General features: G+C 28.0%; 12 protein-coding genes and 1 pseudogene. 7 read left to right on the top strand and 6 right to left on the bottom strand.

All coding sequences use genetic code 11. The features are described 5' to 3' along the window. A partial coding sequence (locus tag F811_RS0109980; RefSeq protein WP_020005105.1) for a DUF4145 domain-containing protein occupies window positions 1–262 on the top strand: 262 nt, incomplete at its 5' end. Window positions 263–284: 22 nt separating this feature from the next. Here the strand turns inward: F811_RS0109980 and F811_RS15720 are convergent. The 3 genes from F811_RS15720 to F811_RS0109965 all read right to left on the bottom strand — a co-directional run bounded on the left by F811_RS15720 (window position 285) and on the right by F811_RS0109965 (window position 4,664). Further along, entirely contained in the window at window positions 285–650 is a 366-nt protein-coding gene (locus F811_RS15720) for a DUF4349 domain-containing protein (RefSeq protein ID WP_020005104.1), read from the bottom strand. Window positions 651–1,042: 392 nt separating this feature from the next. Then, window positions 1,043–2,632: a peptide ABC transporter substrate-binding protein gene (locus tag F811_RS0109970; protein WP_020005103.1), complete on the bottom strand. Its 1,590-nt coding sequence runs from the start codon at window positions 2,630–2,632 to the stop codon at window positions 1,043–1,045. Window positions 2,633–2,819: 187 nt separating this feature from the next. Further along, window positions 2,820–4,664 carry a methyl-accepting chemotaxis protein gene (locus F811_RS0109965; RefSeq protein ID WP_020005102.1) on the bottom strand — a complete coding sequence of 615 codons (1,845 nt, stop codon included), beginning with the start codon at window positions 4,662–4,664 and terminating at the stop codon, window positions 2,820–2,822. A gap of 213 nt (window positions 4,665–4,877) precedes the next feature. Here F811_RS0109965 and F811_RS0109960 point away from each other — a divergent pair, with 213 nt between their 5' ends. From F811_RS0109960 to F811_RS0109935, 6 genes and pseudogenes are all read left to right on the top strand, one after another. After that, window positions 4,878–5,282: a hypothetical protein gene (locus F811_RS0109960; RefSeq protein WP_020005101.1), complete on the top strand. Its 405-nt coding sequence runs from the start codon at window positions 4,878–4,880 to the stop codon at window positions 5,280–5,282. A 105-nt stretch (window positions 5,283–5,387) separates the two neighbouring features. Further along, window positions 5,388–7,234: pseudogene (locus tag F811_RS17175) on the top strand (methyl-accepting chemotaxis protein). 445 nt (window positions 7,235–7,679) lie between these two features. After that, the gene (gene tgt, locus F811_RS0109950) at window positions 7,680–8,801 is read left to right on the top strand and encodes a tRNA guanosine(34) transglycosylase Tgt (RefSeq protein ID WP_020005100.1); all 1,122 of its coding nucleotides are present in this window, start codon (window positions 7,680–7,682) and stop codon (window positions 8,799–8,801) included. Window positions 8,802–8,881: 80 nt separating this feature from the next. Continuing rightward, a complete protein-coding gene (locus tag F811_RS0109945) occupies window positions 8,882–9,703 on the top strand; it encodes a tetratricopeptide repeat protein (protein WP_020005099.1) in 822 nt (273 codons plus the stop codon). Between the two features lie 110 nt (window positions 9,704–9,813). After that, on the top strand, window positions 9,814–11,331 hold the full coding sequence (locus F811_RS0109940; protein ID WP_020005098.1) for a DUF5312 family protein: 1,518 nt from the start codon (window positions 9,814–9,816) through the stop codon (window positions 11,329–11,331). A 12-nt stretch (window positions 11,332–11,343) separates the two neighbouring features. Next, window positions 11,344–12,348, top strand: a complete 1,005-nt coding sequence (locus F811_RS0109935) for a lysylphosphatidylglycerol synthase transmembrane domain-containing protein (protein ID WP_020005097.1) — start codon at window positions 11,344–11,346, stop codon at window positions 12,346–12,348. Here F811_RS0109935 and rsmG read toward each other — a convergent pair. The 3 genes from rsmG to F811_RS0109920 are packed head-to-tail and all read right to left on the bottom strand — an operon-like array spanning window position 12,345 to window position 15,663. Next, the gene (gene rsmG, locus F811_RS0109930) at window positions 12,345–12,965 is read right to left on the bottom strand and encodes a 16S rRNA (guanine(527)-N(7))-methyltransferase RsmG (protein WP_020005096.1); all 621 of its coding nucleotides are present in this window, start codon (window positions 12,963–12,965) and stop codon (window positions 12,345–12,347) included. The genes F811_RS0109935 and rsmG overlap by 4 nt on opposite strands. Before the next feature lie 7 nt (window positions 12,966–12,972). Further along, window positions 12,973–13,695, bottom strand: coding sequence for a hypothetical protein (locus F811_RS0109925; RefSeq protein ID WP_020005095.1), 723 nt, complete (start codon window positions 13,693–13,695; stop codon window positions 12,973–12,975). Between the two features lie 45 nt (window positions 13,696–13,740). Further along, window positions 13,741–15,663, bottom strand: a complete 1,923-nt coding sequence (locus tag F811_RS0109920) for a tetratricopeptide repeat protein (RefSeq protein ID WP_020005094.1) — start codon at window positions 15,661–15,663, stop codon at window positions 13,741–13,743. Window positions 15,664–15,756: the final 93 nt, after the last annotated feature.

Genomic DNA, 15,756 nt, shown 5'->3' with positions numbered 1-15,756 from the left:
AAAAATATTAATGAATGTAGCTGTTATTGAAGGAGCTAAAGAAGGAGATACATTCAAAAACTATATAGATTATTTATACAATGAAGGTATCATACATAAAAAACAAAAGGGGCTTATAGATAAAGTTAGAGAAATAGGAAATGAAGCTAATCATGAAATTAAATCTGTATCTGAAGAAGATGCTCAATATATATTTAAATTAATTGAGCATCTATTGTTAAATAATTATGAATTTATAGATAATGATAACTCCACAAATTAAACTCATATTTAATATTATGCAATTAATTATATGAATATATTAGTTGTTTTTTGACTCGTTTTTTGTTGGGGTTATCACTTATTGTAAGGTAATATCTGTTTTTTGAGGATTCTACATTATCAAAATATCCTTCATATTCTTTTATTTTTTCTTCTACGCTTTTATATGTTTTTTCAACATCTTTTGAATTAATTGTTATATTAGCAGTTATAATTAATTTTCTTTCAATATTTTCACTTGATCTTTCATTGAGCATTTCTTCTTCAGTAACTTCTGCTCCGTTTGAAGTGTCAGAAGAAGATTGAGAATAAAGATTAGTAGATGTACCGCTGTTGCCGCCGCATGATAATAGAAATATACTTATTAATATGATGATTATTTTTTTCATAACTATTACCCCCATTAATAGAAATATATTATAAACATATCATATATTATTATTTTTTCAATATTATTTTAATTTTATAGAATGCTTATAATATACCTAAACAACTATAATTTGTCACAAATTAATTTTTTAATTTGAAATATTTGGTGCCGCACCCAACTTCTTTTGTAACGCTGTCTGCCTCGCTCTGTGTGCCGTAGGCAGGTGTGCAGTGGGCTTTGCCAAAAGTTGAATAAAAAAATTGACAAAGTTAAAAATTTTTAGTATATACTTGCGGTAAAACAATTTTTAAAAATTAATAATTACTGGATAATTTTTGAGTATGTATTGTTTAATAATCAAAAAATAGGGCCCAATAATAATATATTATAAGCCCCATTTTTATTTTTTATTTATTTTTCTATATAAGCATAAAAGAATCTTGGAGGTATAACAGCACTAATCATAACACCTTTTAGTTCTGGTCTTACAAGTATAACTCTGCTGTAGAAATACAAAGGTATGAAAGGCATATCAGCCATCAATACATCTTCTGCCTTATGAAGTGTCTGCATTCTTGAAACTTTATCACCATTAGTAAGTGCAGATTTTATAAGCTCTTCATATTCTTTATTATAATAGCTTCCTGTATTTTGCGGGCTGTAGCTTAAGAAAGTATCAAGAAAAGTCATAGGATCATTATAATCACCCATCCAGCCAGAACGTGCTATTTGGAAATTTTTATCTCCTCTGGTAGTCTGCATAAATACTCCCCATTCAAGCTGATTAACTACAGTATCTATATTTAAATTTTCTTTCCACATCTGCTGCACAGCTTCAAATATATTTTTTGAACTTTCTGATTCAACAGTAAACTCTATAACAGGGAAATTTTTTCCGTCAGGGTATCCAGCTTCAGCAAGCAGTCTTTTTGCCTCTTCTATATTTTTAGCATAATCCTCTTCTTTTGTGCTGAAATAATCTCCTCCATTTTCTCTGAAAGATCCTTCTATATCATATACTGGAGGAGGAACTAAAGCAGCAGCAGGAGTTTCTGCACCTTTAGTAACATTTTTTATTATATAGTTTCTGTCTATTGAAAGAGAAAGAGCATTTCTTACTCTTTTATCTTTTAGCACTTCATTTGTAGTATTAACAGATAAAAAATAAATGGCAAGTAAAGGAACATAATCAATATATCCTTCTTCTGTTAATTTTGGTATATCCTGAAGAGGCGGATTGCTTCCAAACATCAAAGTACCGTTTTCTATAGAAGATACTATAGTATTAGGATTATCTAAAAGTGCAAATGTAAGTTTTTCAGCAGTGATATTTTCGCTGTTCCAATAATTGGTGCTTTTTATCATTACTAATTTATCATTATTAATATGTTCGCTTACATAATAAGGTCCGTTGCCTATATATTTTTTTTGACTCCAAGAATCTCCATATTCGTTTATAATATCTTCTCTAAGAGGACTGTATATCGTAATTGCAAGCAAGTCCAAAAAGTATGCAGTAGGACTTTCTAATGTAACTTCTAAAGTATAATCATCTAATGCTTTTACTCCCAATTCTTCTATAGGAAGTTCGCTGTTAATGATTTTTGCTGCATTTTTTATAGGGTTTAGCTGATAGCTTACAGAACTTGCCGCTTTAGGATCAACTGCTCTTCTCCAAGCATATACAAAATCATTTGCTGTTACTGGCACTCCGTCATGCCATTTAGCATTTGTTCTTAAATGAAAAGTATATGTTAAATAATCATCGCTTATATCCCAGCTTTCAGCAGCGGCGGGAATTAATTTATCATCTTTGTCCCTTGAAGTTAATCCTTCAAATGTATGAGCTATATATGCAGAACCGTCATATGTTTCTGTATATGTAGGGTCTAAAGTTTTAGGTTCTGGTCCTATATTTATTAAAAGACCGTTATCTGTTTTTGTATTTGAACATGATATTAAAAAAGTGAAATATAATAGTATTAATGCTATTTTTTTCATATAGTACTTCCTTATTTTATTTATTATTTTTTATTTGAAAATGATATTTTTTAATTAGACAGCCTGCCTAAAATAAAAATTACTCTCGGGAATCTTATATTTTTTATAGAATATTATTAAAGATAATAATTGATAAAAATTAACTTTCTTCATATATTAAAAATATCAAAAAATTATTAATTTATAGCTATTTAGAAATATTAAAAAACTTAATACTTTCTTCCAAAAACTTAGCTTTGTCAAATAATTTCTTTGAAAGTTCGCTTGACTCTTCGGCTAAAGAAGCATTCTGTGTAGTGGCACTTTCTATATTATTGATAGCTATACTTATTTGAGAAACTCCTGCTTCTTGTTCTAATGAAGTGCTGCTTATATTCTGCATTAATTCAGAAGTACCAGACACTTTCTCCTGAAGCTGAACAAAAAGTTCCTGAGATTCTCTTGCCGTTTTTGTAGCAGTATCTATTTTTTCTGCGGTATTATCAACAAGGGCTGTAATATCTTTAACAGAGCTTTGAGTAGTCTGAGCTAAGTTTCTTACTTCGCTTGCGACAACAGCAAAACCTTTACCCTGTTCTCCAGCACGTGCTGCCTCTACTGAAGCATTAAGTGCCAATATATTAGTCTGAAATGCTATATCTTCTATTATTTTTGTTATATCTTTTATTTTATCGCTAGCCTGATGAACATCTTCTATATTTGAAGTTGTCTGTGCTATTATATTAGCTGCTCCTTCAATATATTCCATAGATTCTGACATCATATTTTTTCCAGATACCGAATTGTCTGCTGAAGCTTTTATTGTAGAAACTATCTCTTCTAAACTTGAAGCAGTTTCTTCCAAACTTGAAGCCTGTGATTCTGTTCTGCCGGATAGTTCAACACTGCTTTCCATCATTCTTTGAGAAGCTAAAACTATTTCATTAGAGGCCTCATTAACATCGCTTACAACATTAGCAAGTTTTTCACTCATTATATTAAATGCTTTTTCTAGTTCTCCAAATTCATCTTTTCTTGTATTTTCATTTTTATTAATTTCTATATTTCCTTCAGATATTCTGTTTGCTTTTTTCATTAATTTATCCAAAGGACTCATAGTTTTAGTAATATATGATACAGAGAAAAGGTTTATAAATATAATTGATAATACACATACTATTATAGCTATTCTAATCATACGTATATTTTCAGCATATATTATTCTGTTGTCAGTAGCCATAGATAATGTCCAAGGGAGAGTATCCATTTTAGTGTATACTGCAGTCCTTTTTTCTCCGTTAGAATCAGAAATATATTGAAGCATTCCTTCAGATTGTCCAGAGTTTATAACTTCTGCGTAACTTTCATTTGCAGGAGTATTTACCTGATTTCTAGTATCAAGCATTATATTTCTTTCATTATTGATAGCCATTAATCTTCCGCTTTCTGATAATTGAAGTTCCTGAAGTTTTGCAACTAAAGCGTCCCAGTTTAGAATCATATATATAGTTCCTGCAAATGTTCCATTATTTTTTACTCCTGCAATAATAGAAAAAGTCATTTCATTTCCAGAAGATGATTTTATTATTTGAGTTCCGTAAGCTGAATCATAATTATTTTGAAGCAGATTATCCCAAATACCAGGTCTTAATTCTTTTATATTTCTTCCTAAATTTACGTTTTTAGCGTTTTGAAGTATTATTCCGTTTTCATCAGTTATTCCTATGTCTATAGAATATTTATTTATGCTTTCAAACTGCTGAAGAGCTCTTATTAGTGCGGTGCTTTCCTCAGGGGTTTTATTACCTGATAGATAATTAATAACAGCAGGTGTAATAGAATATGTTTTTACTAAAGTATTATTTTCCTCAAACCAAGTATCAAGCATATTTTTATATCCGCCTACAGTATTATGATATCCGTCATATGTTGATTTAGTAATACCTACGTATGATCTGTAAGACAATATAACTATTGTGATTATTAGAAGTATAGTTGTTATTATACTTATAGTTAATGGCATTTTAAATCTTATAGAATGTCTTTTTTTCATGTTTAAAGCCTCACTAATAAAATATTAGTTAAATAGTATTATATATTCTAAAATATATCTAGTTATTTATCGTTTTTTTATATTAAAAATATATAATTAATTATTTATTTTTTATTAAAATAATAAATAATTAAATATATTTTTTTTATTTAATATTTGATAAATAATATTTTATATGTTATACTTTCTTCCCGATATAGAAAAGTAAGAATAATGAAAAAGAAATTAAAAAAAGCTGTTGGTTTTATTCCATTATTTATTATAATAATAGTAGTTTTATGGTATAAAGTACCTATTAATGGTATACGATGCTATCCTGAAAGTGTGTCAAAAATAGATATATCCTATAAAGGTGTATCAATATCTATAACTGATACCAATGATATAGACTTTATAATAAAAAGTTTAAATAGCATATCTTTAAATAAAGTGATACTAAAAATAGGTGATTCTAAAAATGGATATAACATTAATATTTATTCTACAAATAAAAATATATTAAGCAATATTACTGTATATTCTTCAGAAACAGCCTCTATAGGCAGTTTTTTTTATACCGATAAAAATTCTTTGCTTCCTTATGATTATATAAAGAATATATATTCCAACGGTATTTAGTTTAATGAATTATTGTATAATATAAAAAACTATAACACTTTTTTTAAAAAATAATTATAATTTTATTATGTAAAAATATTTTATTAATTTCGGAGAATATTATCTATGAGAAAGTTCCAAAGTTTAAAAATTAAGATGCCCCTTATTATTATTTCTATGGTTACAGTTTTTATTATAGCGTTAATTGTTATAACAGAAATCAAAGCATCTGCCAGTATTAAAAATGCTACATATACAGGATATAATAATACTGTAATGGGGTATGCTTCGCTTCTTGATACTTGGTTTTATGATCAATTAACCATTGCCAGTATTTATGGAACATCTGAAGAATTAATAAGATATTTAGAATTAAAAACTGATGATTTAAAAACTATTGCTTTAAATAATCTTAAGAAATTCAAATCATTAAATGAATATGCTATTAATATAGGGTTATCCGATGTTAATGGTGCTATACTTATAGATTCTGATAATGCTGATCTCGTAGGTCAGAATGTTTTTAATATACACCATGATTTGAGAGAGAAAATAAATAATAATTCAAGGGGTGTTTTTGGAGAAGATATAACACGTTCTTTAACTACTGGAGGCTGGTCTTTAATTCTGCTCGAAAAGGTTATGAATGATAATGGTCAGGTAATTGGATATTTATATGTTATGCTGGACTGGTCAACTTTGAATAAAAGCCATATAGAGCCTTTAGTTATAGGAAGAACAGGCAATATGTATGCTATAGATAGAAATTTAGTTATAAAAATACATAGTAAAACAGAAAATATTAATGTACCAGCACCGCAGCAATTCTCAGAAGCATTTAATATGAAAAAAGGTATATTGACATATATTTTTGATAATGAACAGAGGTATCATCATTTATTACATTAAACTCTATGCCATGGGTATTGGGTGTTTCTGCTACAGAGTCTGAAATATATGAGGCTAATGCAGCTCTTATGAGAATGATGATAATTATATCTATTATTGCTATAGTAGTTATAGCACTATTTATTTCAGCATTTATACGTTCAATAACAGCACCTTTAAATATATTAGTCGGATTGGCTAAAGAGATAGCAGAAGGTGATTTAAGAACTACAAAACAAAAAATAAAACGTAAAGATGAGCTTGGAGAATTATCAAATGCATTCGTTGCTATGAGAATAAAGCTTGTAGAGACTATAAGAGTAGTTGTAGAGTCTGCTAATAATATAACTATGGCTGCTAAAGAATTATCAGAACAAAATACTGACTTGGCACACAGAACAGAAAGTCAGGCTGCTAGTATTGAAGAGACATCTGCTTCTATGGCTGAAATTTCATCAACTATAAAAGATTCTGCTGATAAATCTATAAGCGGAAATAATATGATATTAGAATCAAAAACTTCTGTAGAGAATGCAGGTAATATTATATCAGAAACAACCTCAAATATAGAAGAAGTTCATGAAGCTAGTTCTAAAATTAAAGATATTACAAAGATTATTGAAGATATAGCATTTCAGACTAATATATTAGCACTTAATGCTTCTGTAGAGGCAGCACGTGCTGGAGAACAGGGTAAAGGTTTTGCTGTTGTTGCAAGCGAAGTAAGAAACTTGGCTCAGACTACTCAGACTTCAGTAAAAAGTATTACTGACTTGATAGAAAATGTTTATGAGAAAATAGACAAAGCTACAGGTACAGCCAGAGAATCTCAGGAAATATTTATAGATATACAAAATAAAATAGAAGATGCTTCAAAAATTATGGAAGGTATAAGTCAGAGTGCAGTTGAACAGCAAAAGGGAATAGATCAGATAAAGGTTGCTGTTAATGAAATGGATGCTACAACGCAGAAAAATGCTGCTTTAGTAGAGGAGGCAACTGCTTCTGCTGAATTATTATTTGCTCAGTCTGAGGAATTAATGGCGGCAGTAAATGTATTCCAGCTTCCAGACGGCAGCAGATAAATAAAAATAAAATTAAAGGCTCTGAATTTCTTTTATGGAATGCAGAGCTTTTTTATTGTATTATATGTATTAATAATATTTTATAAATATGTAGATGTGATAAAAAATATTGTTGTTTTAATAAATTTTTTTTGATAAAAATAATACAACATGATATAGTATATAGATGTTAGTATATTATTTTAATTATAAAGGACAATATCTTATAAATAAATAAATTAATAAATCTAAAACGGCTGTTTTTTATTATTAGCGAATTACATATGTATACGTTTTAAGGACTATAAAACAGAAAATATAATATATTTTTAAAGACAATAAGATAATATTTTTGTTGTATATATTTATTTGGGGGCTTTATAAGTCCCCTTTTTATATTATAAAATTTGATATTTATTCATTTTCATATAAAATAGAATTTAAATATTTTAAATAAAGGTATTGTATGTCATTTTCTTTTAATGTATTAAAAACAAGTTCTCAAACTTCAGCAAGACTAGGAAAAATTGAAATAAATGGTATAGAGATAGATACGCCAGTTTTTATGCCAGTAGGTACAAAAGCTACTGTTAAGGCTTTAACTCCTCTTATGATAGAAGAAACAGAAAGCAAAATAATACTTGCTAATACATATCATTTGGTATTAAAGCCCGGACTTGAAGTATTAAAGAAATTTGGCGGAGTTAAAAAATTTATGGCTTGGAAAGGGGCTATGCTTACAGACTCTGGCGGATTTCAGGTATTTTCGCTTGCTAAATTAAGAAATATCAATAATGACGGTGTTGAGTTTAGCTCCCATATTGACGGATCTAAATATCTTTTTACTCCTAGAAGTGTAATGGAAGCAGAACATATTATAGGGGCTGACTTTATAATGTGTCTTGATGAATGTTCAAAGCATGATGCTTCGTATGAATATGCCAAAGAGGCAATGCTTAGAACTCATAAATGGGCTAAAGAATGTAAAGACTATCATGACAGCATGCCAAACAGCGAATATCAGTATCTAGGCGGAATTATACAGGGCGGTATGTTTGATGATTTAAGGAAAGAGAGTGCTGAGACTTTAGTAAATATGGATTTTCCTTTTTATTCAATAGGAGGACTTTCTGTAGGTGAAACTCCAGAGAAGATGCATGATGTGCTTTCCAAAGTAATGCTTTATACAGATAAGAGCAAACCTCGTTATTTGATGGGGGTTAGTGAGCCGCGTGATATACTTAATGCTGTTATGGAAGGTATAGATATGTTTGACTGTGTTATGCCTACTAGAAATGCAAGAAATGGTGAAGCATTTACTATGAATGGTATTGTTAGAATAAGAAACTCAAAATACAGAACAGATGATACAGCTCTTGAAGATAAATGTGATTGCTATACCTGCCGTAATTTCTCTAAAGCATATCTTAATCATTTGGATAAAGTACATGAAATACTATTTTCTACGCTTATGACCATACATAATGTTAGGTTTATGCAGAGATTTATGAAAGATTTAAGAAGTTCTATTGAAAATGACAGATTTGCCGATTATAGAAAGGATATGATGTTAAAATTTTATGAATAATTGATTAATAATTGTTTTACATATATTATAAATTATTGTATTATATACATTATTATAAAAATAATTTAGTGAGTTTGTTTATGGCTAGTAAATATGCTAAGCAGTTAAATAAGTATAATGCTATTTTAGAAAAAAAGCCTAATGATCCGTATACTTTATCTATTTTGGCTAGAATTGCTCTTAAAGAAGCTAGGCTTAAAGATGCTGAAGAGTATTATAACTCAATATTATTAAACAGCCCTGATTATCCAGAAGCATTGTATATGACAGCTTTTTTAAATATGAAAAAAAATCAGTATGATGATGCTTTGAATTATTTCCATAAACTTATAGAAATCGGTAAAGAAAATGCTTTTGTATATGAATATATGGCTGTTATGGATAAAGAAAATAGAAAAGATTATTTAGAAAAGGCATTAGAGTTATCCAGAAATACAAAAATAAGACCGAAAGATTATAAAAGATGTTCATATATAGCTTTTCAGTCATTTGCTTGGAGAGAGTATGATATAGCCTTGGAATATGCCAATTTTGCCTATGATGCTAAACCTACAAATGATATAATTAATTTACTTGGCTGCATATATCATCATAATGAGGATTATGATAAGGCACTTTCACTTTTTCATGAAGTTAATGCCAATTATGAAGGACTTAATCCTTATGTATTATGCAATATATCTTCCTGCTACAAGAAAAAAAACAGCAATAAAATGGCAATAAGATATCTGGAAAAAGCTTTAGATGTTGATAAGAATAACAAATTAGTATATTATAATATAGGTTTGATACATGCTGCTGCTGGAAACAAGAAACTTGCTATAGAAAATTTTGAAAAGTCTTTAGAAATAGATAATAATTATGAAGAAGCTAGAAATGCTTTGAATGCTGTTAAAGAATAGGCACTTTTCAATAGTAAAAATTATTTAAAAAAAACTTTAAATATTAGTTAATTTAGTATATATTATATGGTATCTAAAATTTTAAAAAACGTTAATGGGGTATCGTAACAGTGAATTTTTTTGATTATATTAAGTACAATTTATTTAACATAAGAACGCCCGAATTAGTAGAAAAAATGCGTATGGAAGAATATTCGGACAGAATATCAAAGCAGAAATATGATTTTGTAGATTTGAAAACTAAAGCTCTTACAGTTACTTGTGCTAAATTTATATTTGAAATGTATAAGGTTATAGGTCCTTTGCTTGCACCTCTAAAAGAAGAGTTTATAGTAAAAGACGGCAAACAGTTTTCGTATTATTTGATAGAGTTTTCTTTCAGCAGCGAAATTAAAGAAATATATTCTACTTTAAATAGAGATTATATGCTTGCTAAAATACAGGAAGGCAATAATCCTAATTCAGTATTTGGTGAAGTAAAAAATAATTTTGTTCAATTTAAAAAATATATAAGCGGTGAAAGCGGAAAAGAAATAAATTTGACATTTAATCTTTTGAAAGACTTTGCTCAGCTTTCAAATTTTGATTTCTTCTTATTTTTAAGAGCTTTCTGTCCTTCATTTGTAGACGGTGCTTATAGTTCTAACCCTCAGTTTAAGCCTAGTTCTAACATGCAGATAGTTGATGACTTGGTAAAACTTGATTATGCTATTAGTTCTATAGTAATAAGAAAAGAGCTTTTATCTGCTTTAAATGTTTTTCAGCAGTATTTAGGTGTTCCTGCTATTGCTGAAAAAAATATTAAATCTTTCCTTGCAAGGGTAAAATATCTGCAGACTCCTAATCTGCTTCATGATATTATAGTATATCTGCTTAAAGATTTTACATACAAATGCACAGTAAGTCCTTCAAATGTGAATATATTTGTAAATTATATTACAGATTTTACTAATAATCTCAAAAAAGATATGGACAGTATAGTTGCTGATATAAAGAGCAGTAAAATAGCTGGAATGCGTAATAAAATGTTTAGCGGTATAGAAATATTAAAACTATCAAATGTTAATGAAGAGAAAAATGAACAGCTGGAAAAATTTGACTGCCCTATATTTACTTGTGTAGAGCCGCTTCAATATATAAAAACTTTTATTATAGAGATGTTTGATGTAAATTATAAAGATCCGCTTAATGATATGTTTTTGGGGGCTGAATTTGTTCATAAAGATAGAAATTCATTAGGGTTAGATGCTTTTTATATATTAAATGATGCAAGAGAAGTTATACAGAAATTTGATACTACATTAAGTCCGGAATCTGAAAACTTTAAGCGTCTTAAAGGCTGGATAGTATCAAAAAATAAGGCTAATGCAAATAGAGATCTAATAGAGACTATGGTTAATAAGATAGATGCTGAAGGAAATAAAATAATTCTTAGTGTTTATAATGCTGTTTTAGATTTAACTACTATAGTAAAGAATATACTTGAAGACTGTGCTAACGGTACAAAGGTAGAAATAAGCAATGCAAACAAAATTCAGTATTTGCCTAAATTTAATTTAGATATTGCAAGAGATATGCTTAATGATTTTGATAACTTTATTGCTCTTATGAAAAATTTCGTGAGATAATGGATATTTTTAATGAATAAAACGCATAAAACTATTATACAGGTTATAGTAGGAATTGTTATTAGTATAGTATGTTTGTATTTTGCCTTTAGAGGTATTAATATAAAAGAATCATTAGAGGTAGTAAAAAATATTAATATTTTATATTTTGTTATTTCTCTTATATTAAGCATTATTATAATAGCATTAAGAGGATTAAGATGGGAATGTTTTATACCTCTTAAAAAACATATAAAAAAAAGAACAGTTGTTATGGCCACATATATAGGATATATGGGAAATAATATACTCCCAGCCAAACTTGGTGAGGTAGCACGTGCTTATATATTAGGTGTTAAAGAGGATGTAAGCAAATCTGCATTGATAGCCTCAGTTGTTACTGAAAGACTTTTTGATGTTATAACAGGAGGAGTTATACTTTGTCTTTCTGTTATATTTATACCTAATCTGCCTCAGACTGTTACATATGCAGCCATTGCTTTATTTGTTTTATCTATAGTTGGTTTTTTGGTATTAATATTTTTGGTTTGGAAACGTGATTTTGCTCATAAGGTATTTCATAAAGTATTTGGTATACTTCCCAAAAATATTGGTGATAAACTAATTTTATTTTCATGCAATTTTATAGACGGAATAGGATTTAAAAATGATGCCAAACATATATTTTTAATATTTTTCTATACTATTCTTTATCTTATAGGTCAGATACTTACTATAAGTTTCCTTCTTATGGCTTTTGATATTAAAGCTTCTCCTATAATAGCATTATTTATGTTTGCTGTGGGAGGTTTTGGTTTTGCTGTGCCTTCTGCTCCTTCTGGAATAGGACCTTTTGAATGGGCTATTATATTTGGACTTTCTTTAATAGGTGTAGACAGAACTGTTGCTGCTCCTTATGCTCTTGTTTATCATATGATGGGGATAGTGCCTATAGTAGTAATTGGTTTTATATTCTTATTTATGCTTGGAGTAGATTTGAAGACCGCTACTAAAGGTGATAATAACGAAGCAAATTAAGAGATAATTAATATATGGCGTTCTTTATCTATATTTTCTAATTTTTTTATTTCTATATTATATTTATTTTTCTGGATATTAGATAGTTCTTCTTCTATCTTTTCTATTTTGCCTTTATACAATACTAGTTTTGAATTTTTATTTTTTTTAAGTTTGTTAAAAATTTTTATAAGTGTAGATATATCCGAAAAAGCTCTTGAAGTTACTGTATCGTATTTTTCTTTTATTTCATAAACATTGATGCATTTTATTTCTATATTGTTTAATTCTAATTCTTTTTTGGCAAGTCTTAAAAATTCACACTTTTTATTTTTGGATTCGCATAATGTGAACTTTTTATTATTATAGATAATAGCAAGCGGTATAGACGGAAGTCCTCCTCCGCTTCCTATATCTATTATATTATCACAGTCATGAAATATATTTAATGCCAAAAGACTGTCTGCTATATGGTCATAAAAAAAATCTTCTGTAGTTTTAGCACCTGTAATATTAACATTTTTATTATAATCCATTACAAGATTTGCATATTTAAGAAGTTTATTTTTCTTTTCTTCAGTTATTTGTATATTTGTAACAGAGCTTATATCTTCAAGTATAGAATTATAATCAAACATTATTTTATTACCAGCCTAGTTTTTTAGCATCTTGTTTTGCTTTATCGCCTGCTGATACATTTGTAATATTGTATCTTATCTCCCTTTTATCGGTTTTGCTTTTCATAATAAACTCCTGAGGGTAGGGTATATTATTAACTGTAGTGTAAGAGCCTAATTGTACATCAATAACATTATCCATAAAAGCAGTAGAAAAACTTCTTACTCTGTATGAGCTAGCTGAAAAGACTATTGTATCTACTCTGTCTATATAGCCTATTTTTAGAGTATGCCAATTTTTACCAAGTGTGATGTTACTGCTTACTATTTTTTTTGATAAGTCTATAAATTTATAATCTAGTATATCAGCATAAACCTTTGGAAAACGCATAATAGGAGCTTCCAATGCAAACTCATCAAAATTTCTTTTTAAAGGAGTTTCTGATTCAGGCAAGTCTAATGTAAGATTGTTATTATTAACTTCGGCATCAAATATAAGGCTTCCTAAGAGACCGTCAACTACATTCATATATTTATTATTGCTGTTTTTATAATAATTAACAAGCATAGGCATTTGGTCTAAATCATCACCGCTGTAAAACGCTCCGCCTGATGAATATATAGATGTAAAAGGAGATTTTGAGAATCTGTTAAAAGCCTCTTTCATTACATCTTTTTCATTTTGAGCAAATAAAGTAACCGACGACACTAATATAAATATAATTAAAAAAATAGTATTTTTATTTATCATTATTTGTAAATCCTCTTTCTAAAAATTATATATGATAAAACCTATTTAATTATTCTCAGTTAAACTTTTTATTTTTTCTTTTATTCTATTTTCATCATAATCAAATTCTTTTTCATAAGAGGATATTGATTTTCTATAGTATTTAAGAGCATTTTTATAATCATTTTTAGCGTAATAAGTATCTGCTATATGAGCGTATATTTCAGCTTTAGAGCCTTCATCTATATATAATAATGCCTTTAATAAAGTTCTTAAAGCATTATCATAATCGCCTTTTTTATAGTATGCCACTCCTAAAGTATCTATATAGTGAGGAGATTTTGGTTCTAATGATACGGCATTTTTTGAAAGACTTATTGCTCTGTCCAAATCTTCGCCTAAATCAGTTAATGCCCAAGATAGGCTATTTATATTTTCAGCTGAGTTTGTGTCTAATGAATATTTGTAATTAGCATATAGTAATGCTGAGTCTTTACTATCTGATGCTAATGCTGTTACATAGGGAATATTTATCCTATAATCATTTGTATTTGATTTGTTATTTGAAAAATATTCAAAGTCTTCATTAAGATATTTAATAGTATTTTCATTGTCTTTATTGATAAATGAGGCATATGCTTTTAAATAGCTGTATGAATATTTTGTTTTTTCATATTTTTCAGCGGCACTTATTGCTAAATTAGCCTCTCCTATATCGCTTGCTGTTAATACTAATGATACTAATTCATTTTCTTTTATATCTTTATTATCCAAAGATAAATATTTTTCTATCATTTCTTTAGATGATTTATAATTATTCTGGTTTTTAAACTCTAATGCTGCCTGCAAATATAAATTATTAAACTTTCCGCTTTTATCATAATTTAATAAATTGTCTATATGTTTAGGTAAAGCATCTATATTTTTTATCATAAGATAGAATGATATTATATCCATTTCTGATTTTATTTTATCATCTTTGCTTCCTGTTTCATTTACCATTTTATAATAGGTTTGTATAATATCCAAATCTATTTCTCTTCTGTCTAAATCAGTTTCTATCATATTTAATGCATTGCTGTATCCATTGGTTTCTGCTTCCATAATTATTGATAATATTTTAGGAGTATTAGGGTATGAAGGATCTATTTCATCAAATAATTCATTATTATATTTATCAGCCATAAAACTTAAATATGCACTTAAAAATAAAGCGTCATCAATTAGAATACTGTTGGAATAGGCTTCATTATATTTTTCTAATGCCTGATAGCTTTTTACTACTGCATAAGAAGCACTATACTCATCATTAGGTGCTAACTGAACATTTTGAAGTTTATTTAATTTTAATAGAGCATTATTAAACTTACTTAAATAAAACTCACTCATACCATAATAAAAGTTATAATACTGTATATAATTATTGCTTGCTCTGTTATTTTCATTTACTTTATTAAAATAATATACAGCCTGTTCAAATTCTCTTTTTTGATAGTATGTAAAACCTAATAATATCAATGCATCATTATTTGAAGGATCTATTTCATAAGCAGTCTGCAGATAATATCTTGCTTTGTCTGTATTGTTTATTATAAAAATATTTCTTTCTGCTGCTTTAACTAACAGTTCTATATCTTCAGGATTATTTAAAACCAAATTATCATAAATTTTTGAACTTTGATAATATTCTCCCAAAGCTTCATGTGTTTCTGCTAATGTTATATATATATCTTTATTTTGAACATATTTAAGAACTTCTAAAAGTATTACTTTTGCACTTTCCAAGTCTTTAATAGTTTCTGCTGTTGCAGTTTTGGAAGCTAATGCTCTTTCTTTATAATACAAAGCTAAACTATAAGCTGCTTTTGCTTCTTCTTCATTTCTTATATACTGTGCACCTTCATACACGTTTTTTTCATTAGTTTGGGCAAATGATATACTAACTGCCATACTAAAAATCAGCAATACAATACTAATAAGTCTAAACATACTACTCATAACTCCAGAATTTTTTAAAGTTTACATAATTTTAATATATATCGGCATTTATATCAATATACAAAATATGTATATATTGTTATA

This window comes from Brachyspira innocens ATCC 29796, assembly GCF_000384655.1.
GTDB classification, from domain to species: domain Bacteria; phylum Spirochaetota; class Brachyspiria; order Brachyspirales; family Brachyspiraceae; genus Brachyspira; species Brachyspira innocens.
The sequence above is the reverse complement of the archived record's forward strand: the minus strand, read 5'-3'. Positions and strand labels throughout refer to the sequence as shown.